The organism is Natronomonas salina, from assembly GCF_013391105.1.
Lineage (GTDB): Archaea > Halobacteriota > Halobacteria > Halobacteriales > Haloarculaceae > Natronomonas > Natronomonas salina.
In genome coordinates, this window is record NZ_CP058335.1 from 2,028,121 (window position 1) to 2,050,507 (window position 22,387).

The 22,387-nt window shown below is 68.8% G+C and carries 26 protein-coding genes and 2 tRNA genes; 13 read left to right on the forward strand and 15 right to left on the reverse strand.

The features are described from left to right. Window positions 1-679 precede the first annotated feature (679 nt). Both HWV07_RS10665 and HWV07_RS10670 read left to right on the forward strand, forming a co-directional pair. Window positions 680-1,861, forward strand: coding sequence for an iron-containing alcohol dehydrogenase family protein (locus HWV07_RS10665; RefSeq protein WP_178334283.1), 1,182 nt, complete (start codon window positions 680-682; stop codon window positions 1,859-1,861). A 37-nt stretch (window positions 1,862-1,898) separates the two neighbouring features. Beyond that, on the forward strand, window positions 1,899-2,924 hold the full coding sequence (locus tag HWV07_RS10670; protein WP_178334284.1) for a matrixin family metalloprotease: 1,026 nt from the start codon (window positions 1,899-1,901) through the stop codon (window positions 2,922-2,924). A 71-nt stretch (window positions 2,925-2,995) separates the two neighbouring features. Here HWV07_RS10670 and HWV07_RS10675 read toward each other — a convergent pair whose 3' ends face one another. From HWV07_RS10675 to HWV07_RS10685, 3 genes are all read right to left on the reverse strand, one after another. Next, a complete protein-coding gene (locus HWV07_RS10675; protein WP_178334285.1) occupies window positions 2,996-3,355 on the reverse strand; it encodes a DUF7344 domain-containing protein in 360 nt (119 codons plus the stop codon). A 66-nt stretch (window positions 3,356-3,421) separates the two neighbouring features. Then, window positions 3,422-4,078, reverse strand: coding sequence for a helix-turn-helix domain-containing protein (locus HWV07_RS10680; RefSeq protein ID WP_178334286.1), 657 nt, complete (start codon window positions 4,076-4,078; stop codon window positions 3,422-3,424). 327 nt (window positions 4,079-4,405) lie between these two features. After that, window positions 4,406-4,508, reverse strand: a tRNA-Asn gene (locus HWV07_RS10685). Between the two features lie 147 nt (window positions 4,509-4,655). Here HWV07_RS10685 and cca point away from each other — a divergent pair. Both cca and HWV07_RS10695 read left to right on the forward strand, forming a co-directional pair. Beyond that, window positions 4,656-6,002: a CCA tRNA nucleotidyltransferase gene (gene cca / locus HWV07_RS10690; protein ID WP_178334287.1), complete on the forward strand. Its 1,347-nt coding sequence runs from the start codon at window positions 4,656-4,658 to the stop codon at window positions 6,000-6,002. Window positions 6,003-6,082: 80 nt separating this feature from the next. Beyond that, window positions 6,083-6,928 (forward strand): alpha/beta fold hydrolase, encoded by an 846-nt coding sequence (locus HWV07_RS10695; RefSeq protein ID WP_178334288.1) that lies wholly within the window; start codon window positions 6,083-6,085, stop codon window positions 6,926-6,928. Between the two features lie 94 nt (window positions 6,929-7,022). On the opposite strand, the gene HWV07_RS10700 is transcribed toward HWV07_RS10695, so the two are convergent. The 6 genes from HWV07_RS10700 to HWV07_RS10725 form a co-directional block, all read right to left on the reverse strand. Then, the gene (locus HWV07_RS10700; RefSeq protein ID WP_178334289.1) at window positions 7,023-7,268 is read right to left on the reverse strand and encodes a HalOD1 output domain-containing protein; all 246 of its coding nucleotides are present in this window, start codon (window positions 7,266-7,268) and stop codon (window positions 7,023-7,025) included. A 78-nt stretch (window positions 7,269-7,346) separates the two neighbouring features. Further along, the gene (locus HWV07_RS10705; RefSeq protein WP_178334290.1) at window positions 7,347-9,236 is read right to left on the reverse strand and encodes an asparagine synthase-related protein; all 1,890 of its coding nucleotides are present in this window, start codon (window positions 9,234-9,236) and stop codon (window positions 7,347-7,349) included. A 176-nt stretch (window positions 9,237-9,412) separates the two neighbouring features. Next, the gene (locus HWV07_RS10710; protein WP_178334291.1) at window positions 9,413-10,417 is read right to left on the reverse strand and encodes a histone deacetylase family protein; all 1,005 of its coding nucleotides are present in this window, start codon (window positions 10,415-10,417) and stop codon (window positions 9,413-9,415) included. Beyond that, window positions 10,414-10,851: a histone family protein gene (locus HWV07_RS10715; protein ID WP_178334292.1), complete on the reverse strand. Its 438-nt coding sequence runs from the start codon at window positions 10,849-10,851 to the stop codon at window positions 10,414-10,416. The genes HWV07_RS10710 and HWV07_RS10715 overlap by 4 nt, the downstream gene beginning before the upstream one ends. 65 nt (window positions 10,852-10,916) lie before the next feature. Further along, window positions 10,917-12,329 carry a single-stranded DNA binding protein gene (locus HWV07_RS10720; protein ID WP_178334293.1) on the reverse strand — a complete coding sequence of 471 codons (1,413 nt, stop codon included), beginning with the start codon at window positions 12,327-12,329 and terminating at the stop codon, window positions 10,917-10,919. Window positions 12,330-12,516: 187 nt separating this feature from the next. Further along, window positions 12,517-13,146: a DUF7504 family protein gene (locus HWV07_RS10725; protein ID WP_178334294.1), complete on the reverse strand. Its 630-nt coding sequence runs from the start codon at window positions 13,144-13,146 to the stop codon at window positions 12,517-12,519. A 107-nt stretch (window positions 13,147-13,253) separates the two neighbouring features. Between HWV07_RS10725 and HWV07_RS10730 the strand changes: the two genes are divergently transcribed. From HWV07_RS10730 to HWV07_RS10745, 4 genes are all read left to right on the forward strand, one after another. Beyond that, window positions 13,254-13,326 (forward strand) — tRNA-Arg (locus HWV07_RS10730). A gap of 221 nt (window positions 13,327-13,547) precedes the next feature. Further along, complete coding sequence (locus HWV07_RS10735; protein WP_178334295.1) at window positions 13,548-14,270, forward strand: glycerophosphodiester phosphodiesterase family protein; 723 nt, start codon at window positions 13,548-13,550, stop codon at window positions 14,268-14,270. 60 nt (window positions 14,271-14,330) lie between these two features. Next, window positions 14,331-14,915 (forward strand): DUF309 domain-containing protein, encoded by a 585-nt coding sequence (locus tag HWV07_RS19930; protein WP_178334296.1) that lies wholly within the window; start codon window positions 14,331-14,333, stop codon window positions 14,913-14,915. A 56-nt stretch (window positions 14,916-14,971) separates the two neighbouring features. Continuing rightward, on the forward strand, window positions 14,972-15,493 hold the full coding sequence (locus tag HWV07_RS10745) for a nicotinamide-nucleotide adenylyltransferase (RefSeq protein ID WP_178334297.1): 522 nt from the start codon (window positions 14,972-14,974) through the stop codon (window positions 15,491-15,493). Window positions 15,494-15,517: 24 nt separating this feature from the next. On the opposite strand, the gene HWV07_RS10750 is transcribed toward HWV07_RS10745, so the two are convergent. The 3 genes from HWV07_RS10750 to HWV07_RS10760 form a co-directional block, all read right to left on the reverse strand. Beyond that, window positions 15,518-16,108 (reverse strand): DUF7978 family protein, encoded by a 591-nt coding sequence (locus HWV07_RS10750; RefSeq protein ID WP_178334298.1) that lies wholly within the window; start codon window positions 16,106-16,108, stop codon window positions 15,518-15,520. Window positions 16,109-16,234: 126 nt separating this feature from the next. Further along, window positions 16,235-17,014 carry an NAD-dependent glucose-6-phosphate dehydrogenase Azf gene (gene azf, locus HWV07_RS10755; RefSeq protein ID WP_178334299.1) on the reverse strand — a complete coding sequence of 260 codons (780 nt, stop codon included), beginning with the start codon at window positions 17,012-17,014 and terminating at the stop codon, window positions 16,235-16,237. Between the two features lie 259 nt (window positions 17,015-17,273). Continuing rightward, a complete protein-coding gene (locus HWV07_RS10760; protein ID WP_178334300.1) occupies window positions 17,274-18,251 on the reverse strand; it encodes an NOG1 family protein in 978 nt (325 codons plus the stop codon). Between the two features lie 81 nt (window positions 18,252-18,332). Between HWV07_RS10760 and HWV07_RS10765 the strand changes: the two genes are divergently transcribed. Genes HWV07_RS10765 through HWV07_RS10775 form a run of 3 tightly spaced genes read left to right on the forward strand, consistent with a single transcriptional unit; the run spans window position 18,333 to window position 19,305 of the window. Continuing rightward, window positions 18,333-18,692: a DUF5518 domain-containing protein gene (locus tag HWV07_RS10765; RefSeq protein ID WP_178334301.1), complete on the forward strand. Its 360-nt coding sequence runs from the start codon at window positions 18,333-18,335 to the stop codon at window positions 18,690-18,692. 25 nt (window positions 18,693-18,717) lie between these two features. Next, window positions 18,718-19,038 carry an ASCH domain-containing protein gene (locus HWV07_RS10770; RefSeq protein ID WP_178334302.1) on the forward strand — a complete coding sequence of 107 codons (321 nt, stop codon included), beginning with the start codon at window positions 18,718-18,720 and terminating at the stop codon, window positions 19,036-19,038. Between the two features lie 54 nt (window positions 19,039-19,092). Then, on the forward strand, window positions 19,093-19,305 hold the full coding sequence (locus HWV07_RS10775) for a hypothetical protein (RefSeq protein ID WP_178334303.1): 213 nt from the start codon (window positions 19,093-19,095) through the stop codon (window positions 19,303-19,305). 34 nt (window positions 19,306-19,339) lie between these two features. Here the strand turns inward: HWV07_RS10775 and hisE are convergent, their stop codons facing one another. Then, a complete protein-coding gene (hisE, locus tag HWV07_RS10780; RefSeq protein WP_178334304.1) occupies window positions 19,340-19,684 on the reverse strand; it encodes a phosphoribosyl-ATP diphosphatase in 345 nt (114 codons plus the stop codon). Further along, complete coding sequence (locus HWV07_RS10785) at window positions 19,681-20,127, reverse strand: bifunctional nuclease family protein (RefSeq protein ID WP_178334305.1); 447 nt, start codon at window positions 20,125-20,127, stop codon at window positions 19,681-19,683. The genes hisE and HWV07_RS10785 overlap by 4 nt, the downstream gene beginning before the upstream one ends. A gap of 196 nt (window positions 20,128-20,323) precedes the next feature. Between HWV07_RS10785 and HWV07_RS10790 the strand changes: the two genes are divergently transcribed. Continuing rightward, window positions 20,324-21,658: a DUF8159 domain-containing protein gene (locus HWV07_RS10790; protein ID WP_178334306.1), complete on the forward strand. Its 1,335-nt coding sequence runs from the start codon at window positions 20,324-20,326 to the stop codon at window positions 21,656-21,658. Window positions 21,659-21,752: 94 nt separating this feature from the next. Here the strand turns inward: HWV07_RS10790 and HWV07_RS10795 are convergent, their stop codons facing one another. Beyond that, on the reverse strand, window positions 21,753-22,019 hold the full coding sequence (locus HWV07_RS10795) for a thioredoxin family protein (protein ID WP_178334307.1): 267 nt from the start codon (window positions 22,017-22,019) through the stop codon (window positions 21,753-21,755). A gap of 148 nt (window positions 22,020-22,167) precedes the next feature. On the opposite strand from HWV07_RS10795, the gene HWV07_RS10800 reads away from it, so the two are divergent. After that, window positions 22,168-22,329, forward strand: coding sequence for a preprotein translocase subunit Sec61beta (locus tag HWV07_RS10800; RefSeq protein WP_178334308.1), 162 nt, complete (start codon window positions 22,168-22,170; stop codon window positions 22,327-22,329). The last annotated feature ends 58 nt before the right edge of the window (window positions 22,330-22,387 follow it).

The following is a 22,387-nucleotide window of genomic DNA, read 5'->3' on the forward strand; positions in this document are numbered from 1 at the left end:
TCTGTGACCGCGTATCTCGAGGCACCGCACCCATCGGGGTGCCCCACAGAACCCACCGTGGCGTAGCACGTCCGGAGAGGGACAGTTCCGGCCCACGGATCAAGCAATTCACTCTCCAGACTCGGATTCAGGTCCGCAAGTAACGGTGACACCGGCGTGTGAATTCGAGTATCAATCCAGTAAGCAGGGTATAGGAGGAGATTCGATTGTCGGCATAGAAGCCACCGAGATGGGTGAGAGCGGGACTTCAGCATCGGTCCTGGTGGCCACCATCGACACCGGAACAGTCGGCGAAATCAAAACCGCAGGACGGCAACCGATTATGGGATTTTCGTGGGTATAGCGAACCGCGAACGATAGCCCGAGAGGTGGAGATTCCACGGATAGCAGGCCTCTAGTCACGGTTCTGTGATTCACCTAGTTGCGCGATATTTTCCTAGCCGCGGTTCGCGAGGCGACAGTGACCATTCTTCCGGATACCCGCCCGATTATGGAAGTCGTATAGAACGCCCCTATACCTGTAATTCGACGGTAATACCACCGTACCCGGTTATGGAATCGGAGCGCAGTTCGGCGTGGCAGCGATCGGGACCTCGTTCGGAGGAACGGAGAATCGGCGCGGGTACGGAGACTCGATCGCGACACCAAGACCCAAACCGCTCCCGGCCGACCACCCACTATGTTCAGGTTCGACTACCAGCCGGGGACGATCCGGTACGGGGCGGACTGCGTCGCCGACCTCGGCGAGGAGCTCGATACCCTCGGCGCCAAGCGCGCGCTCGTGATCACCGGCCGGACCGTCGGAGAGACCGACGCGGTGATGGACCCGCTCCGCAAGGGACTGGGCGACCGCCTCGTGGAGACCTTCGCGGAGACGACCCCCGAGAAGCGGATTTCGACGGCATTCCGGGCCGCGGCGCTGGCCGACGAGGTCGACGCCGACGCGCTGGTGGCGGTCGGCGGCGGGAGCAGCCTCGATATCGCCAAGGTCGCCGCCGCCATCGCGGCATCGGACGACTCCCGGAGCGAGATCCGCGAGACGTTCGAGGAGACCAGCTCCGTGGATGTCCCCGACGGCGAGTTACGGCCGGTCGTGGCGGTGCCGACGACGCTCGCCGGCGCGGACCTCTCGATGATCGGCGGCGTCACCGCGACGGAGGACGGCGACCTCGTCCGCGGCGGCGCCTACGACGAGCGGCTGCTGCCCGCCGCGCTGTTCTACGACCCGGAGCTGTTCCGGACGACGCCGCACGGCGTGCTCTGCGCGTCGGCGATGAACGGCTTCGACAAGGCCGTCGAGACGCTGTACGCCAGCACCGCGACGCCGATCACCGACGGGACGGCGGTCCGGGCGCTCCGGCTGCTCTCGCGGGGGTTGCCGGCGCTCGGCGACGGCAACCGGAGCGACGAGACGATGCACGACGCGGTCGTCGGGACGATCCTCGCACAGTATGGCTGCTCGCGGACCGACGGCCTGACGCTGTCGCTGATCCACGCCTTCGGCCACGGCATCGCCCGCGGGTACGACGTCCAGCAGGGCGGCGCCCACGGCATCATCGCGCCGCACGCCCTCCGGTACCTCTTCTCGGAGGTCGACGGCAGCCGGGCGTTGCTGGCGGAGGGCTTCGGGGTCGCTCCGGGGACGCCGGAGGAGACCGCCGATGCCGTCGTCCGCGAGGTCGAGCGCGTCCGCGACGCCCTCGGGTTGCCGACGCGGCTCCGCGAGATCGACGACATGGCCGAGTCGGACCTGCCCGACGTCGCCGAGGACGTCCACGGCGACGGCCTGATGCCGTACTGCCCGGAAGGACTGGACCCCTCGGTCGGCGACATCGAGGGCGTGCTTCGGGACGCGTGGTAGCCAGATAGTATACAAACGGGCGGCGGCAACGGGTGGTATGGCTGTGAGACGGCGGGAACTGCTGGCCGGCGCGGCGGTCGCGCTGGCGGGCTGTGCGGACGCCCGCGAGTTCGTCGAGGACAACGCGCCGCTCGGCCACCCGCTCGCCGGCGAGACGACGGTCGCGGTGGTGAACCGGAGCCGGGCCACCCACGACCTCGCGGCGCTGACCGACGAGGCGCTGGCCTTCTGGAACGAGAGCGCCCCGCGGTACGCCGGCTTCGAGGTGGCGTTCGACCGGGTCGACCGCGACGCGTCGCCGGACGTCGAGATCGAGTTCCTGAACGACCGCTCGGAGCTGGACGGCTGCCAGGAGCACAGCTCCGAGAACGTCCTCGGCTGCGCGCCGCTCATCCGCGAGCACAACCGCATCGACCGGCCCGCGGTCGCCGAGGTCGTCGCCACCGACCGCCCCTACGGGGAGGTGCTGGCGACGACCCAGCACGAACTCGGCCACATGCTCGGCCTCGGCCACGCCGACGAGCCGGCGTACATCATGTCCAACCGCATCCAGGACCGCCTCCCGGAGTACGAGACCCGGGTCGCGGTGCTGGAGGCCTTCCAGGCCGGCTGGGACGCCCGCAACGAGGGCACCCGGACCTACAACGAGGGCATCCAGTACTGGAACGACGGCGACTACGAGCAGGCCGTCGAGCCGTTCGCCCGCGCCGCGGACCACTACCGCTCGATCCACGACCACGTGGCGACCGCCGAAGACGCGGCCACCGCATTCGAGGGGATGGACCGGCCGGAGACGGTGGACCGCGCGCGCCTCGCCGACTACTTCGAGACGACGCGGACGCTGACCGACATGCTGGTCCAGGTCGCCGAGGACATGCGGGCGGCCGCCGAGGCGCGGGCCGACGGCAACATCGTACGCGCACGCGGGAAACAGGAGTCGGCCAACGAGACCCTCGAGGACGTCCAGTCGCGTGACGCACCCACCCCCGCCGACGTCGGGCGGGCGCTGGGGCTGGTCCGCGAGCAACCCGACGTCACGCCGGCCGAACCCAGCGGGAGCTGAGCCAGAGGACTCGGGTCGAAGGATCGTCGCGAGAAGTGGGCGGACGGCGCCGGCGGCCGAGATGGTGCACGCTACGCGTTGAGCGGTGCCTCGAACTCGGGGTCGGCCCGCAGGATCTCCGTCAGGCGGGGTGCCACGCTCTGGAGGTCCGCCGTCGGCTCCACCAACTCCCGGTCGTCGTCGTACTCGACGAGGCCTGCCGCCACCAACTTCGGGACGTGGACGTGGTGAAGCTCGATCCGGATTCGCGTCATCGTCTCGCCGGAGACCTCCTGGAGCGGCGCGTGGTGGTTGTACTCGACGATCGCCTCCGAGAGGTCCCGCATCGTCAGCGCCCGCCGTTCGTCGAGGAGCGTCCCGAGGACGATCCGTCTGTGTTCGTCCCGACAGAGGGCGAGTAGGGTGTCGAAATCTATCTGGGTCCCAACCATACCGGGAAGTAGGCTCCAAGACGGTTGCCGGCTGTTGTTGACTATACAATCCATTTATAAGTAGGGTTATCGGCTCGCGGACGACTCCGCGAGTGTGCTGGCGATGATCGTCTCGATTCCGCGCCGGAGACGGGACGCCACGGCCTGCTGTGAGACGCCGAGTTCCTCGCCCAGTTCGGCCATCGTCACGTCCCGCGGCGTGTTGAAGTAGCCCCGCTCGTAGGCGAGCTGGAGCGTCGCCTGCTGGGTATCGGTGAGTGCGGCCTCGGTCGCCGACTCGATGGGCGTCAGCGCGTGCAGTTTGGTGAGCGTAATCGGGATATCGAGCTCCCGGCAGCGCTGCTGGAAGGCCGCGATGTTCCGGCGGTTCTCACCCCGGATGTCGAAGGTCCACTGCCGGTTCGTGCCGACGGCCTCGATGAGCGCGACATCCGTCTCCGTCAGCGTCGTGAGGACGTCGTCGTAGTCCAGCGCCCACTCGACGCGGAGCAGATGCTCGCCGTCGACGGAGTCGACGAACTGGATGGCCTTCACGCCCGGGTGCTCCGAGAACGCCCCCTCGACGTCGTCGACCTCCGTCCCCCGGACCCAGAAGTAGGGGATCACCACGTCCCGCGCGGGGATGATCCGCTCGAGCTCGACGGTCACGCCGGGTAGCTGTTCGAATATCGTCCCCAGTGGGAACTGGTCGGACGGGACCGTGAAGGTCGCCTCGGTGGCCATGACGCGACCGTCGGGAGCCGACGGGAAAGGACTGCTGGCACAGCGACCCGCGGTCGGTCTCGAGGTAGGAGAGAGACGGGCCGGACGACGCTGCCGCTGGCGGGTGTGGGTTCTCCGCATCGAAAGGGTGGACGGTCTCCACCCAGCACGGCTGGGGGCGAACCCCAGGGTAGCCTACTGCCGGCTGCCCCTTAGTTAACGTCCAACCAAACCCATCTCTCTCGAACCAGTCCCCGTATTCGGAGCTTACCGGCGAGCGGGGAGACGATTCACGCCCGGTAGGACGAACACAGCTCTCGCTGTCCGGGGTGACTCTCGGAAGAAGTACGCCGCCGCCAGGGCTCGAACCTGGGACAACCTCGTGTCTGCGGTCCACAGAGAACTGTGAGACCTTAACAGCGAGGTGCTCTACCAGCTGAGCTACGGCGGCCCACTGCACTCATGCCTAACCGGAATTGGTTCATATGACTTTCGCTTTCGCCCCTCCGCTGTCCGTTGGTCCCACACCCCCGGACGGCCGCCGTCACCTGCCGCCACGCACCGACATGCTTTACCAGTCGACGGCGCAACCGCGAGTATGTCGTTCGAGTCGGTCGAAAAGGAGGTTCGCGACCGGGTCGTCCCCGACCCCGCGGAGGTCGCCGACTTGGAGTCGGTCGTCGCCGACCTCACCGACCGCGCCGAGGCGGCCGTCGCGGACCTGCCCGTCAACGCCGACGTGCTGCTCGTCGGGTCGACCGCCCGCGGCACCTGGCTCGTGGGCGACCGCGACGTGGACCTCTTCGTCCGGTTCCCGACCGACCTCGCCCGCGAGGAACTGGAGCGCTACGGGCTCGAGGTCGGCCACGCGGTCCTCCCGGAGGGCCACGAGGAGTTCGCCGAACACCCCTATGTGAAGGGGGAGTACCGCGGCTTCGACGTCGACTGCGTCCCCTGCTACGCCGTCGAGGACGCGACGGAGATCCGCTCTGCGGTCGACCGAACGCCGTTCCACACCGACTACCTCGAGGGCCGTATCGAGCCGCTGGCCGACGACGTCCGGCTGGCGAAGGCGTTCCTCTCGGGCATCGGCGCCTACGGCAGCGACCTCCGGACGAAGGGGTTCTCGGGCTTCCTGACCGAACTGCTCGTCCTCGAGTACGGGGGGTTCCGGGAGTTCGTCGAGGCCGTCGCGGACTGGCAGCCGCCCGTGAGGTTCGACCCCGAGGACCACGGTCAGGAGTCCTTCAGCGACCCCCTGGTCGTGATCGACCCGACCGACCCGGAGCGCAACGTCGCGGCAGTCTGCTCGGCCCGCAACGTCGGTCGGGTGGTCCACTACGCCCGCGAACTGCTGGCGGACCCCCGCGTCGAACTCTTCGAGCCGCGCGACCCGGACCCGATGTCCGCCGAGGCGGTCCGGGAGGCGGTCGCGGCCCGCGAAACGACGCCCGTCGCGGTGCGCTTCGAGACGCCCGACGTCGTCGAGGACCAGCTGTACCCCCAGCTCGAGAAGTCGCTGGCGGGCGTCGAGGGCGCGCTCGAGCGCGCCGGGTTCGACCCGCTGCGGAGCGCCGCTTTCGCCGACGAGACGGCCGTGCTGTTCGTCGAGTGCGCCGTCGCCGAACTGCCCGCGGTCGAGCGCCACCGCGGGCCGCCCGTCGGCGTCCGCGAGCACGCAGAGGGGTTCTTCGAGTCCTACGCCGACGCCGGGGACGCCGTCGGACCGTTCGTCGACGACGAGGGGCACTACGTCGTCGAGCGGCCCCGCGACGCCCGGACGCCCGGCGAACTCGTCGAGGCGAAGCTGTTCGACGTCTCGCTCGGCCCGCACGTCGAATCCGCCCTGGAGGCCGACCGCGAGGTCCTGGTCGGCGAGGCGATCGGGAAGCTGGCCGACGAGTTCGGCAGCGAGCTGGCCGCGTACTTCGATCCGCGACCGTGACGGCGGCGCCTAGCACCTGGTTATCGAGAACGTGTCGGGAGGTCGACGCCTTATCCGCGTGGAACCCCTACGGTGGGTAGATGCCGACGATACCTATCGAAGACGGGACGCTGTGGTACGACGAGCAGGGGAGCGGGCCGCCGATGGTCTGTATCCACGGGGGCTGGCAGGACGCCGACGCCTGGGAGGCCCAGGTCGAGCGCTTCGCCGACGACTACCGCGTGATCCGGTTCGACATCCGGGGTCACGGCCGGACCGGCGCGACGGGGATGCGGCGGTACTCCATCGACCAGTTCGCCGACGACCTCGAGGTGCTGTTGGACCACCTCGACGTCGAGCGGCCGATCCTCAACGGGATCTCCATCGGCGGGATGATCATCCAGACGTACCTGGAGCGGCACCCAGACGCGGCCCGGGGCGCCGTCATCGGCGGGCCGGTGCAGTCGATGCCGCCGGTCGACATCCCGCCGCAGGTCAAGCCGTTCATGTCGCCGCTGCCGGCCGTCTCCGCGATAGTCACGACGATGGGGACGAGGGCGACGTTCCAGATGCTCCTGGCCTCCATCAGGGCGACCGTCGGCGACACCTGGCTGACCGTCGACCAGGACGTCCGGGCGCAGGCCCTCGAGGCCATCGGCGAGATCGAGCCGGCGGAGTACACGAAGATCTTCCGGGCGCTCTACGAGTACGTGCCCCCGGACCTCTCGCACGTCGAGACGCCGACGCTGGTCCTCTACGGCGATCACGAGGCGCCGCCGGTCAAGGTCCAGGGCGAGAACCTCGCCGGGACGCTCCAGAACGCCTCCTTCCGGGAGATCGCCGACGCGGGCCACCTGGTCAACGAGGACAACCCGGTGGCGTTCAACGAGGCCTGCGCGGAGTTCTTCGCCACGCTGGACCGGGCGGCCCAGCCGACGCCCGCCTGAGACCACCCGTCTTCGCGAGGCGAGAGAAGCGAGCGGACACCCAGCTGACGGCGCTATTTTCGCGGTTACAGACTTCCTACCGGCGGATAGTCGATCAGTGTTTCACGTACAGCGTCCCGTCGCCGAACAGTTCTATCGAGTACCCGCAGTACCGGAACTCGAGGGAGTCGACCTCGCCGCCCGTCCGGTCGAAGCGGGACTCGCCGAACGCGTCGAGCGTATCGACGTCGATCACCGCCCCGAGCGTCCCGAGGTCCCGGGGGCGACAGCCCTCCAGTTCGGCGATGGTCTCCTTCACGGCGACGTGAGTCGGTTGTGAAGGGGGCACGTCCCGTTTCATACTCGCAGCAGGGCCTCCAGGTGCAACAACCCCCAGAGATTTCACCCGGTCGTCGAACGGGAGTGACGACCGCCGCGCTCAGTCCGACTCTGCGGACCCCCGGCGTGCCGTCACGGGGGCGGCCGACTCCCTGGCGAGTTCCTGGACGACCGGCATCTCGAGGAACGTCACCAGCGAGTACAGCGCCGCGAGGTTGTGGGCGCCGTCGAGGTGGTCCTGATAGCACGCCCCCACGCCGTCGGCGTCCAGGAACGGCAGCGCCCGGATCAGGTCCTCGTGCTCCTCGAGCGTCTCGCGGACGAAGTCGTTCGTCCGGATCAGGTCGCCGTGATCGGGCCACGGACCGCTGGTCCAGTGAGACTCGGCGGGCGGGTCCGCGAGGTAGCGCTCGGCGAAGCCGGTGGCGATCCGGCCGAGCCACTGGACCGCGAACGGCCGCGAGAGACCGACGCCGGAGTTCGCGTGAGGGATGGCCGCCAGGTCGGGGGCGAGCCGTTCGACGGCCGCGCCGACCAGCCCGCCGCGCAGGAGGTGCCGGGCGGGCGTCGAGAGGAACAGATCGACGAGCCGGTTGTCGAGGAACGGCGTCCACGACGGCAGCATCTGGAGGGTTCCGTGGTAGAATATCTGGGAGGTCCCGTTCGTGAGGGGACAGCGACTGGCGACGACGGCCTCCCGGAGCGACCGGTACTCGACGCCGTGGTCGACGACCCGGTCGCCGCGGCGGTCGACGTTCGCCGCGTAGATATCGGCGATATCCTCGTCCAGCGCGTCGGCGATGTACGCGGGTGCGGTCCGGCCGCCGACGCGGTGCTCGACGAGGTCCGCCGCGGTCCGGACCTCGCGCTCGACCGGCAGGTCGAACGACCCCAGCCTCCCGAGGTCGACCTCGCGCGTCGGGAAGTGGTTCCCCTCGAACAGCATGTCGCCGTAGTGGCCCGTCACCAGTTCGTCGACCTCGTCGCGGAGGCGGTCGGCGAACCCCGCGGCGTGGACCTGGTTGAAGTAGCCGACGAAGTTCGTGATCGGCGCCGTCTCCTCGAGGACGCGGGCGTGGTAGTCCTGGTCGCGCCGCAGGAAGGTGTAGTCGGCGCCGACGGTCGCGGCGGCTCGCCGGGCGACGTCGGCCTCCCGGTTCTCCCACTCGTTGAGGTGGTAGGCGTGGACGGTGCGGTCCGACGCGGCGAGGGCCGCCAGGGCGAGCCGCGAGTCGCTCCCGCCGCTCAACAGCAGACCGTAGGTCGCGTCTGGGTCGGTCCGCTCCTCGACGACCCGTTCGACGAGCGTCGCGAGCCGGTCGGCGAAGTACGACCGCGGGCGGTCCTCGGGCTCGTAGCGGGGCTCCCAGTAGCGGGTCGTCTCCACGGAGCCGCCGTCGAGGTCGAACGTCGTGACCGAACCCGGCGGCAGCAGCTCGACCCCCTCGAGCGGCGTCTCCAGCCCGAAACTCCGCTGCAGCGTGAAGTACTCCGCGAGGGCGTCGACGTCGAAGCCGTGGGGAACGCCCGGGTGCGCCGGGAGCGACTGGACGTCCGTCGAGAACACCGCGCCGTCGTCGGTCCGGGCGTGGTGGACCGGTCGCGTCCCCAGCCGGTCGGTGAACACCTCGACCCGGCCGGCCTCGCGGTCGTGGACCACGCCCGCGAAGCTCCCGTTGAGCCCCTCGACGAAGTCGATTCCCGCCTCGCCGTACCGCCTGGCGGCGAAGGCGGCGGGCGCCGTCTCGACAGTCTCGTAGCCCCCGGAGCCCTCGTATCCCCACACGTCGCCCCAGAGCCAGACGGTCGCGTCACGTTCGGGGACCACGGCGGGCCCCGACGAGGGTTCCGAGGGGTGGGTCGCGACGCCGACGGCTACCTCTGACGTCGCTGTCCTCTCCGTCGCCTCCCCCCCGGTCCACGTGAGCCCCTCGATAAGGGTATCGAGGGCCGCCGTTCCCTCACCGACGACGCCACAGATTCCGACCATGGCAGGACTGTCGTCTGCCGGAGCCTTACTATAGAGTCGTTAATAGGAGTACGGAAACGGTACCCGGGACCCTCACCACGCGCCCGATCGAGATACTTCGGTTACGGCGCCTCATACGTCACCGACAGCGCTGTAGCTGAGCTCTAAGGACACCGAAGGTCGCCAGTCGTCCCGGTTCAGAGATCGTGGGCGTCGCGCACGTCGTCGATGACGTTCTTCGCCTTCGAGGTGAGGTCGCCCTCCGGCTCGATCGGCTCGCGGCCGTCGAAGACCTCGTGGACCATCCCGACGGAGTCGGCGAGCGCGTCGAGCCCGTAGCCGCCCTCGAGGACGAACGCCAGGGCGGCGTCGAGGTCGTCGGTGATCTCGCGGAGCCGCTTGGTCAGGTGGCCGTACCCCTCCGTGGAGACGCGCATCCGCGAGATGGGGTCGTGGCGGTGGGCGTCGAAGCCCGCCGAGACGACCAGTAGGTCGGGGTCGAACCGCTCCAGGCCGGGCGCCAGCAGCTCGTCGACGACGGTGGCGTACTCGACGTCGCCGCTCCCGCCCGACAGCGGGACGTTGAGGACCGTCTTGCGCGCGTCCGGGCCGCCGGTCTCGAGGACGTCGCCGGTCCCGGGGTAGAGCCCCCGCTCGTGGACGGAGGCGTAGTAGACGTCGTCGCGGTCGTAGAAGATGTCCTGGGTGCCGTTGCCGTGGTGGACGTCCCAGTCGAAGACGGCCGCCGACTCGATGTCGCCGCGGTCGAGCGCGCGCTGGATGCCCACGCCGACGTTGTTGAAGAAGCAGAAGCCCATCGCCTCGTCGAACTCGGCGTGGTGACCGGGCGGCCGCCCGATGGCGAAGGGCGTATCGCGGCCGTCGGCGCCGTCGAGGGCCTCGTCGATCGCCCAGCCCGCGAGGCCGGCGGCGGCGCGGGCAGCCTCCCACGTCTTCTCGACGGCGACGGTGTCGGCGTCCCAGGTGCCGCCGCCGTCCGCGCAGAACGACTCGACCTCGTCGACGTAGTCGCTGTCGTGGACGGCCTCGATCGCGTCTCGGTCCGCGAGGCTGCCCTCGTGGTACGCCACGCCGTGGCGCTTGGCGAGCGCCCGCCGGATGGCCCGGAGCCGGTCGGCGGTCTCCGGGTGCCGGGAGCCGGTGTCGTGTTCGAGACAGATCTCGCGGTAGCCGAACCTCATTCGAAGTACGGTTCCAGTTCGTAGTAGGCCTCGACGTCCTCGGCTTTGATGGTCCGGCGGTCGGCGTGCCGGGCGAGGATGGCCGACGCCGCCGCGACCGTGTCGGCGTACGACTCGAGGACGCCCGCCAGCGCGATGCGGGCGTCCATGGAGACGCGGTAGCGATCGTCGATGTCGAGGCGTGCGATGCGGTCGACCGGCGCGACCGGCAACTCCAGTAAGTCCTTGTCGACGACCGGGGCCTCGAAGTCCTCGGCCATCAGCGTCTTCCGACCGTCCGCCGTGGCCTCTTCGGCCGCCGCGGCCGCCAGGTCCGCCCCGCGGTCCTGGATCCGGCGCGCGAGTTCCTCGGCCGCTTCGGCGCTGACACGCAACTGACCGGCGTTCCGGCGGATAATCGTATCCACCGGGGCGAACGGTAACTCGACGCTCATATCCCACAGGCGGGCCGAGGCGGCCTTAATCTTTGCGAGGATGCGGCACGGTCACGCGGCGGCGCTCAGAAGACCTCTTCGGCGACGAACCGCTCGCCGTCGCGCCGCCCGCGGACGGTGACCTCCTGGCCGAGGTGGACGTCGGCGTCCGTCTCGACGTGCAGCGTCTCGTCGCCGCTGTCGAGGATGACCGGGTCGCCCGGCTGGACCACCGTCCCCGTGAACGTTTCCGGGTCGTCGCCCGCGGCGTCCGCGCCGTCCGCGGCGGCGGCGTCGGCCGACTCCTCGTCGTCCACCCCGTCCGACCCCGACTCGGGCTTCGAGCCGTCGGCGAACTGGTCGAGCCCGGTGGCGTCGTCGTCGCGGTCCGGCTCCGCGCCGTCGACGACGGTGACCGTCGACCGCCAGCCTGCGGAGGCCTCGAGGTCGTCCTGCCAGCCGTCCTGGATCTCGACGTCGGCGCAGAACACCTCGTCGCCCGGCCCGAGGTCCTTGTCGGCCTTGTCGCCCCACAGCGCCACCCGGATGTCGCCGGTCTGGTCCTGCACCCGGATGTTGCGGACCTGACCCTCGCTGCCGTCGTCGCGGTCGAAGGTCCGTTTGGGGTCCGCCGAGCGGACGACGCCCGCGATGTCGACCGTCTGGTCGAGTTCCAGGCTGTCGATGTCGGTCGCATCGGGGACGAACTCGACGGTCTCCTCGAGTTCGTCGACCGCGCCGCGGTCGCCGACGTGCAGCTCCAGGGAGCCGTCGCGCTCGCGGACGTAGCCGTCGACGACCTCGACGCTCTGGCCGGCCTCCAGCTCCTCGGCGAGGTCGGCCTGCTCGTCCCACAGCGTCACGCGGACGCGGCCCGTCTCGTCGCCGAGCGTCAGGTTCGAGACGCGGCCCTCGCTGCCGTCGTCGCGGTCGAAGGTCCGGATGGAGTCGGTGTCGAGGACAACGCCCCGGAGGTTGACGTCCGACTGGCCCATCGACAGCGAGTCGGCGGTCACCTCGCCGCCGACGTCGACGTCCACGTCGGCCTCCTCGTCGACCTCGACGCGGTCGGCGCTGACCTCCAGGCCGTTGTACCCCTCCTTCGGGCGACCCTTCACGCGCAGGACGTCGCCGACCGCCAGTTCGTCGTCGGCCGCGACGGCGTCGTCGTCCCACAGCGCGACCCGGACGCTCCCGGACTCGTCGGCCACGTCCAGGTTCAGGACGCGACCCTCGTCGTCCTCGCCGTCCCGCTCGAAGGTCCGCAGGTCGCCGACGCTCGTCACCTTCCCGAGGAACTTCGCCTCCTCGAGGCCCGGTTCGATGTCGGCGATGGTCTCCACTTCGCCGCCGTCGAGGTCGTGCTTGATGAGCATCGCGGCGGTCTCCTCGTCCGCCAGCCCCCCCATCTGTTCGACCTTCGCTTCGACGGCCTCGCGGAACTCCTCCTCGGAGACGTCGGCGTCGAGTTCCGCGTAGATTTCCTCGATGGCACCCATTGCTAGGGAAGGCAAGTGCGGCCTGCCGAAAAGCGTTGTCGGTGTCGCCGCGGGCGGCGGGGACGGCGGCGCCCTCGGCGGATTCGTCGCCGATCCTCGGTTCGGGACTGGCCGCCGAACGGACGGCCGCGTCGAGGTCGAGACATGGGCCGTCTGGCGTCGGCTTCCCTCATGAACCCTCGCCCCGCTACCGGGACCGAACCGACCACTCGCCGTCCTCGAACGCCGCAACGACGTCGAACAGCGACGACAGGGTCGCGACCTCCTGGTCGGTGTGGGCGCCCGGGTCCATGTGGTAGTGGGCGACCGCCTCGGCCGTCGTCACGCGGTTCGACAGCACGTGCAGGAAGCGGAACGCCCGCTGGAGCTCGACGAACTGCAGCAGGACGGTCAGCGAGTCGAACGTCACGAAGGTCCCCGGGCCGGAGTGCTCCGAGAGGTACTCGCTGACGGTGATCCCCAGGCCGGTGAGGTCCCCCGGGCTCTCGACGCTCGTGACCGTGTTCCGGCCGAAGCTCGTCGACGGCCCCGAGGCGGCCGCGGACCCGCGCGTCTCATCGAGGCTGACGATCGTACAGCTTCGCGGCCGCGCGCCGACGTTGCGCTCCCACTCCTCGATCCACTTGGCCGGCGTCTGCCGGTAGTCGATCGCCAGGACGTCGGCGTCGGTCGGCCGCTCCGGGAGCAGCGTCTCGAAGTACGACCGCCGCGCCGCGTCGTCCAGCGTCGGCGACAGCACGAGCACGTTCGACGCGTCCTCGAGGCCCCCACGCCCCGATCTATCGGCGTTCTCGGCCAGCCCATCCCCCGCAGACATGTTGTGGCAGCTACCCACTAGACAGGCATAAATTGAGGGGTAACATCTCCGGGAGCCGACGGGGGAACCGTAACCCCTATACGTCGAAGCGGGGTACGTTGGGGTGAGTCCGGGTAGGGTAGTGGACTATCCTCTTGGCTTGCGGAGCCAGGGACCGGAGTTCAAATCTCCGTCCGGACGTTTTCGGCGCATAACACGACGAGCGACAGCGAGGAGCCCGTGCGCCGAAAACGGATAAAGGAGATTTGAGCCGACGAGTCGCAGCCCGCGCAGGGCCGAAGGCCCGAGCAGGAACGTCTCGGCTCGTTCAAATCTCCGTCCGGACGTTCTCATCGACGCTAACCGACGAGCGGCTGTTCTCCCACCGACGACTTATTGTCGACCCCCGCCTCGTCCAGTCCGTGTCACCGGACTGGCTCCGCAAGCGGCCGATCGCCCACCGGGGCCTCCACGGCGACGGCATCCCGGAGAACTCCCTGGCGGCGTTCGAGGCGGCCGTCGAGTCCGGATACCCGGTCGAACTCGACGTCCGGCTGACGGCCGACGGGGTGGCGGTGGTCTGTCACGACGAGCGGCTCCAGCGGCTCTGCGGGATGGACGCTGCAGTGGACGAGGTGGAGTGGGCGGAGCTGTCGGAACTGACGCTGCTGGACTCCGACCAGAGCGTCCCGACGTTCGATGCCGCGCTCCGGGCTATCGACGGAGGGGTGCCGGTCCTCGTGGAGGTGAAGAACCGGGGTCGGCCGGGGAGCGTCGAGTCGGCGGTCGCGACGGTGCTGGACGGTTACGACGACCCGTTCGCGGTTCAGTCGTTCAACCCCCTGACCGTCGGGTGGTTCCGGCGGAATCGACCCGGGTGGCCGCGCGGACAGGTCGCCGGGAGGCTGCGGAACGTACCGGAGGTCGGGCCGCTCGCGCGGTTCACCTGTCGGCGGCTCCTCGCCAGCCCCCTCGCCCGACCGGACTTCGTCGCCTACGAGCACGACGCGCTTCCGTACTGGCCGGTCACCCTCCACCGGAAGCTGGGCGTCCCCGTGCTGGCGTGGACGGTCCGGACGCCGGCCGCGCTGGAGCGAGCCCGTGCCCACGCCGACAACGTCATCTTCGAGTCGGTTCGGCCGTGAGAGCCCGGTTCGCGACCTGCCTCCCGTGACCTTTTCGGCGACGCAAGGTGTATCGCGGGCATGGACCACCTCCGGGCCGGCGCCGCGCTGTTCAACGCCGGCCACTACCTCGCCGCCCACGAGCCCTGGGAGGAGCGCTGGCTCGAGGACCCCCGCGGCGAGCGCGACGACTGCGTCCAGGGGCTCGTCCAGGCCGCCGCGGCGACGTACAAGGCCCGGACGGGCAACTGGTCGGGCGCCGTCGGGCTGGCGGAGAGCGGTGCGGCGTACCTGGCGGACTGCCACCGCGACGAGCTGCGGGCGTGGCTCCGGCGGCTCGCCGCCGACCCGGAACTCGCCGAGCGCGAGCGACCGCCGGCCGTCCGCGTCGAGGGCGAGGTCATCACGGTCGACGCCCTCCAGTTCCCCGCCGCCGGCGTCGCGGCCGAGGCGCTGGCGGAGACCCGCGGCGACGAGACCGTCGAGCGGGCCGTCGAGTACGCGGTGGCCGACGTCGCGGCCGGCGAGGAGACCACCCCGTTCGTCACGCTGACGCTGGCGTACCTGCGGGACGACTCCCCCGCGGTGCGGCAGCGCCTCGCCGACCACGTCGACCGCCGCGAGATGCGGGACGCCGACGTCGAGGGGCTGTTCGAGTCGGAGTAGGGGCACCCTCCCGGGACAGGCACCGGCCATTTCCGTCCGGCCGCCGAATCGCGAATATGAGAGGTCTGGTCATCGGTCGGTTCCAGCCGTTCCACCTGGGGCACCGCTACCTCATCGAGGAGATCGCCGAGGACGTCGAGGAGGTCGTCGTCGGCATCGGCAGCGCCGGGCGCTCCCACAGCACGAAGAACCCCTTCACGTCCGGCGAGCGCGTCAACATCGTCCAGAACGTCCTCGACGAACTCGACGCCAAGACCTACCTCATCCCCATCGAGGACATCGAGGAGAACGCGATGTGGGTCCGGCAGATCGAGATTCGCTGTCCGACATTCGACGTCGCGTACACGAACAACCACCTCGTCGAGCGCCTCTTCGAGGAGGCGGGCTACGAGGTCCGCGGGACGCCGCTGGCGAACCGCGACCAGTACCACGGCGCGGAGATCCGCGAGCGGATGATCGACGGCGACGACTGGCGGCACCTCGTCCCCGACGAGGTCGTCGAGGCGGTCGAGGAGATCGGCGGAGTGCAGCGGCTCCAGAAGATCGACCAGGACGACGAACCCGACGACGGAAGCTAGTCAGTAGGAGTGTCCCAGAAAGGGCTAACGGACCTGGAGTCGAATCGAGCCCTGCGAGAGGAAGTATACAACTCCACCGAGACCTCCGAAAACTAGTGGATAGACTAATCCGCCAACTAGTATTGCATATAGCGGCGCTGGGCGAATTGTACCGCTCGCCCCGAAGGCAGTTTCCGTAGCAGAGAACAGGAATACAGCGACGATGACAGCTAGGCAGTAGCCGACCGCTATACTCGTACCGTTCAACGCGGCAAACGAGAGGGTTCTGGTCTTAGGCCATCCTACAGCTGACAGAACGCCTCCGAGAACCAAGGTGAGTGGAGGGATTGTGTGAAGAAATGTGAGATACTCGGAAGCCCCCTCTCGGCTGATGAAATCGTGACCTGAGACAGTCATCGTCTCTCCAAAGAACGTTGCTGATTCAGTGAGATGTACGGTGTGCGCGTTGAAGAACAGCCAACCCACCTTTGTGATTTCGGAGGCGTCATAGGCAGTCTGAGGCAGTGGACCGAGCAAGACGAAGTGGCGGGTCAACAGAAACCCGAGACAGAAAGTCAATGCCCCCACGACCACTCCCCGTCCCCACTCGAACTGGTATCGGTTGAACGACTGCATCACCCCAAAGTAATCAGCAACCGATAAAGTATATTCTACTAGTTAGATTATAACTACAGAGACAATCTGGTGTTGAGGGGCGTGGACTCTATTCTGTCGGTCTGGAGCAGTTAAAGGGAAGTTTCGTTATTCCTCCTCGACTACTTCTTCCTTCGGCTCGCCCTCGAAGGTGAAGTCCGCGGAGTTGTCCCGCGGCTCGTAGCCGAGGACCTCCTTGGCGCGCTCCAGCGAGTAGTACTTGCGGTCGTTGTCGGAGATGCCGTAGACGATCTCGTAGTCGTAGTCGGCCTCGAGGGCGCACTCGTGGATGTGCGCGCAGTCGCGGTAGGAGAGCCACATCGCCTGGCCGCGCTCGTACTCCTTCGGCGGGTGGTTCTTCGTGAGGTTGCCGATGCGGATGTTGCAGACCTTGATGCCGTGCTCGTCGTGGTAGTACCGGCCGATGAGCTCGCCGGTGGCCTTCGAGATGCCGTAGTGGTTGCCGGGGCGGGGCAGCTCGGACCCGTCGAGCAGGAAGTCGTCGTCGGTGCGGTAGAGGTCCGGCTTGCGCTCGGTCTCGAAGTGGCCGACGGCGTGGTTCGAGGAAGCGAAGACGAACTTCTCGACGCCGGCCTCGACGGCGGCGTCGTACAGCACCTTCGTCCCGTGGATGTTGGTGTCGAGGACGGAGTCCCAGGGGGCGTCCCGCCGGGGGTCACCGGCGAGGTGGACGACGGCGCCGACGCCCTCGCAGGCCTCGGCGACCAGCTCCTCGTCGGTGACGTCGCCGACGAGGAACGGGTTGTCGGGCTCGAACGGCGGCGGGTTGTGGAAGAGGTACCGCCAGTCGTACTTCTCGCCGATGCCCTCCCGGATGGCCGTCCCGACAGCGCCCTTGGCACCGGTGAGCAACACGGTGTCGTCCATTTGAGATGGGGAACGTATCTGTCGGGTAAGAAACGTGCGGTTCCGTCATTCCCGGGGACGAACCCGAAGGGAAATCGCTATTCCTCGCGGGTCGTTACCGCGTTCCTCCCCGCCCGGAATTCGGAACGTCTCGCTCGCGACGCTCGTTCCGACCCGTTCGTTCGTGTGACCGTCGGTCCCACGCTATTCCTCGCGGGTCGCTGCGCTCCCCGCTCGGGGTTTCGGAGGGTCTCGCTCGCGACGCTCGTTCCGACCCTCCCTACTCGTCGAACGGCAGTTCGAGCTCGTACCCGACCGCCTCGACGGCGGCGTCGACGACCGTCTCGACGTTCTCGCCGGTCTCGACGCTCATGTAGTGGTCGGCCTCGACGTCCGTCGAGACGTCCGACTTGTTGCAGACGACGAGGACGGGCACCTCGAACTGCGACTCGATGTCCGCGAGCAGCTCGAGCTGGTCCTCGAGGGGGTAGCCGCACTCCTCGCTGGCGTCCAGCATCACGAGGACGGCGTCGGCGAGGTGGGTCAGCGCCGAGACGGCCTGGGACTCGATGGCGTTGCGCTCCTCGGCGGGGCGGTCCAGCAGCCCGGGCGTGTCGACCAGCTGGTAGCGGATGCGGTCGCGCTCCAGGTGGCCGACGCTGATTTGGGTCGTCGTGTAGGGGTACGCCGCGGTCTCGTTGCGCGCGTTCGTGACGCGGTTGACGAACGAGGACTTCCCGACGTTCGGGTAGCCGGCGACGACGATGGCCGGCTCGTCGGCGCGGATGTCCGGCAGCACCTTCAGCGCGTCGCGGGCCTCGCTGATGGCCAGGAGGTCGTCGGCGACCCCTTCGGTGACGTCGGCGAGGCGGGCGAACGCCTGCTTGCGGTGCTTGCGGGCGGTGTCGCTGTCGGCGTTCCGGACCTTGCTGTGGTACTCCTGCTTGATCTTGTCGCACTGCCGCCCGGCGCTCATCACCTTCGAGAGGTGCTGGCGGAGCGCGTCGACGCCGCCGACGTCGGTGTCGGCGAGCGTGGCGTCGGCCAGCTCGTAGTAGAACGGGTCGACGGTGTCGAAGTCCGGCCACGTCGTGACGACGTTCTGGAGGTTGTCGGAGAGGATGTTGCCGGCCGTCTGGAGCATCGACTCCTGGGCCTCCGTCCCCTGTTTGGCCCGCCCCGCCCGCGCCGCCCGCGAGAACGCCTTGTCGACCAGCTCCTCCGACCGGGGCGTCGTCGGAAGGTCTTCGAAGTGCATGGGCTACGTTACGTGTGCGAGCCTATAAGGCCGGTGTATCGGGTCGGTAGCGTTTTCCGGTCCAGCGGCCTACCTTCTGGTATGACAGACTGGCGCGCCGTCTTCGTCGGCTTCCTCGTCGGTATCGTCGCCGGAATCGTCGCCTTCGCGCTCCCCGTCGTCGGCCACATCGGCGCCGGCCTCGTCGCCGGCTTCACGGCCGGCGTCCTCGCGGGCGGCGGCGCCGGCAGCGGCGCCTGGCACGGCCTGCTCGCCGGCGCGCTCGACGGCATCGCGATTGCGGTGATTGCCGCGGTACTCGTCTCGCTGGTCGGAATCCCCCTCGCCGGCCCGTTCGGCGTGCTGGGCGGCGTCGGCGTCTTCGCGGTCGGCATCGTCATCGCGTTCGTCTTCGCGGTCGACAGCGCCATCGGCGGCGCGGTCGGCGGCCTCCTCGCCTAAGTGGCCGGCGCCCGTACGTCGACCCATGACAGCCATCGACCCCGAGTCCCTGCTCCCGAACGACCGCGTCCAGGAGGCCGTCCTGAACGGCGACGTCACGCAGATCAGCCGCGGCGCCTCGAACCGCTACGCCGACGAGGGCGACACCTTCGAACTCGACGGTACCGAGTTCGAGGTGACCGGAGTCAAGGAGCGCACCCTCGGCGACCTCACCGACGAGGACGCCCGGCGGGAGGGGTCGCCGTCGCTGGAGACCTACCGCGAGCGCCTCGAGAAGGTCCACGGCGGCGACTTCGAGTGGGACGACGACAGCACGGTCGTGACCTACCGGTTCGAACGGCGCTGACCGTCCCCCCGAGCCACTCGCAGTGTTTTTATCGGAAGAACACAACTGGATACTATGATCGCCCCCGCAGAACCCATCCTCGACGCCCTCTCTGAGCTCTTCGAGGACGACTACGAGTCGGTCGTGATCTACGGCGACGTGGACGGCGAGACCGTCCTCCACGAGGGGCCGGCGACGATCCGCGCGAACGGCTGGGTCGAGCTGCCCAGCGGGCGGCTGCTCTCCCCGGAGGCCGTCCACCACGTCGACACCTACCCTGGAGCGTGACGCCCTCGGGCTGGACGGTCTTTCGTCCCCGGAGTCAGCGCCGCTCGCGCAGCTCCGCCCGCAGGTCCGCGAGGTCCATCTCCTTCATCGACAGCAGGACGAGCAGGTGGTAGACGATGTCGGCGGCCTCGTGAGCCAGCTCCTCGCGGTCGTCGTCCTTCGCCGCGAGAATCAGCTCGGTCGTCTCCTCGCCCAGCTTCTCCAGGACCGCGTTCTCGCCCTTCTCGTGGGTGAACAGCGACGCGGTGTAGGAGTCCTCCGGCAGCTCCGCCTTCCGGGATTCGATCACCTCGAACAGTTCGTCGAGTATCTCGGCGGTCTCGGCGCTCCCCTCGCCCGCAACGTCGTCGGTCCGCTCGTCTGTCGTCTCGTCGGTCATCGCTCCATCAGCTCCCGGATGTCGTCGAGGTCGTCGTACTCGTCGCGCGGTTCGGCGTTCGCTTCGAAGACGGCCTCGTCGACCTCGATGTCGCCGTCCGTCCGCGAGGCCAGCGCCAGCGAGTCGCTGGGGCGGGCGTCGACGACCACCGACTCCCGCGGCGTCTCGACGTGGAGGTCCGCGACGTAGGTGTCGTCGTCCAATTCGGAGACGACGACCCGCTCGACGCGGCCGCCGAGTTCCTCCATCACGTCGAGGAACAGGTCGTGGGTCAGCGGTCGGCCGAGGTCCGTCGCGTCGAGGCCGCGGGCGATGCTCGCCGCCTCGTCGAAGCCGACGAAGATGGGGAGGACGTCGTCCTCGTCCTCGACGCCGAGCGTCACGATCGCGGCGAGTCCCGAGGGCGTCTCCGCGACGCGGACGCCCTCGATGTATGCGTCCATACCCCCGCGAGAACGTGCAGGGCAAAAAACTCGTCCTTCCGGGGCGTGGAGCGGCGAGTCCCGACCTCGATCGGTCGTGTGGACCGGTCCCGTCCGTCACGCCCGCAAGCGACTCGCAAACGACTGGTGATAACCCACTACTGCGTGCCAGCGATAGTTTCTGTCAATGAGATTGTCCGTCCTCGCGGTAGTCTGTATGGTTCTTCTCTCGGGTTGCGGAAGCGTCCTCGACGGCTCCGACGGCTCGACGCCGACGCCGGAGACCACCGACGGCACGCCGGTCAACAGTTCCACGACGCCCTCGGAGGAGGCGGTGGAGGCCGTCGCCAACGTGCGGTCGTCCGCGCCGGACCGCCCGATCGAGGAGTCCGAGGCGCAGCTCCCGGTCGAACCGCGCGGGTCGCCCGTCGACCACCTCGACCTGTTCGTCCGGTCGGTCGAACACCACGGCCAGAACGTCGAGAGCGCCTCGATGAGCGACGACGGCAGCGAACTCCGGTACAGCTTCCGCCGGGGTGACGACGTCGGCGCCGAACTGGAGGACGTCGCGATGACCTTCGCGGTGCTGGTCGGCGAGTACGAGTGGGACGTCGACCGGCTGGACGGGACGATCCTGGACCAGCAGGGCCGGACGATTGCCACGTTCACGATCGACGCCGACGTCGCCGAGGACACCTACCACGGCGAGTACACCCTGCAGGAGTACCACGAGCACGTCGAGAGCTCCATCCAGCTCGTCGAGCAGGCGGACGACGAGGACACCGCGACGCCGGAGGCGGGGTCGACCGCGGCACCGGCTCCAGCACCCGGTCCGGGACCGACCGACACCGAGTCCGACCCCGCTACCGGGCCGGACTCGACGCCGGAGACGACCTCCCAGCCCGGGGACACGGCCACGCCGGGGTCGCCGCCCGCGGAGACCGACCAGTCGACCGCCGAACCCGGTCCCGGACCCACCACGCCGGCAGACACGCCGGAGTCGACAGCGACGCCCGACTCGACCCCGAACGAGACACCGGAAGCGACCGACGCGTCAGACCCCACGGATACGCCCGACGACACGCCGGGATCGACCGACACGCCAGAATCGACCGACTCGCCGAACGAGACACCCCAGCAGACCGAGACAGAGTCCACGGACACGCCCGAGGATACGCCCGCAGAGACAGAGTCGTCGACCACCGAGCCCACCGACTCACCGACCGAGGAAACGCAGACGACCTCGACCGAGGAAACGCAGACGACCTCGACCGAGGAAACGCAGACGACCTCGACCGAGGAAACGCAGACGACCTCGACCGAGGAAACGCAGACGACCTCGACCGAGGAAACGCAGACGACCTCGACCGAGGAAACGCAGACGACCTCGACCGAGGAAACGCAGACGACCTCGACCGACAGTTCACCGGGGAACGGAACCAGAGGACCAGGGGACAACAACGGTACGGACGCTTCGCTGGCCCCGGTACTACTCCTCCCCCTCGGAGTGCTCCCCTACGCGAGGCGACTGCTCGGGTCCGGCGAGGACTGAGCGGGCCGGCCGTCGGCGGAGCGACCGCTACCGGATGTGAAAGAAAACCGTGAACGCGGGCGCGCCGTTCGGGCGCGTCGGGAGGAGGGCCGCCTCAGGCGCCGGCCTGGCTTAACGCGCTCTCGAGGTCGTCGCGCTGGGTGACGCCGACGAAGCGCTCGACGATGCCGTCGTCGTTCTCGACGATGAGGGTCGGCAGCGAGCGCACCTGGTACTCGTTGGCGACGTCCTGCTCCTCGTCGACGTTGACCTTCTCGAAGTCGACGTCCGGGAAGTCCTCCTCGAGTTCCTCGAGGATGGGGTCCTGCGTCTTGCACGGGCCGCACCAGTCCGCATAGAAGTCCTTGAGGGTGACGGGCATGACTATCGGACGTTTTCTACCCGCGCGCATAAGGGTTTCCCAACCGGCGACGGAGGGGTGCGACGGCGGCCCGAGCGGCGCCGACTGCAGGCGGGTCGGCGACCGACCGTGCCGAAACCCTTAGGACCTCCGGCACGAACTGACGGGTATGAGCAGCGGAGAGAACTCCGGCGGGCTGATGTCCAGTGCGGGACTCGTCCGGTACTTCGACAGCGAGGATCGCAACGCACCCACGATGGACCCCCGGACGGTGGTCGCCTTCGGCGTCCTCCTCGGGGTCTTCGTCCTGATGCTGAACGCGCTGGCCTGAGCTGGCCGGCCCCGATTTTCACGTCTCGGTCCGATTCCCGAGCGGCCGTGCCGCCGCC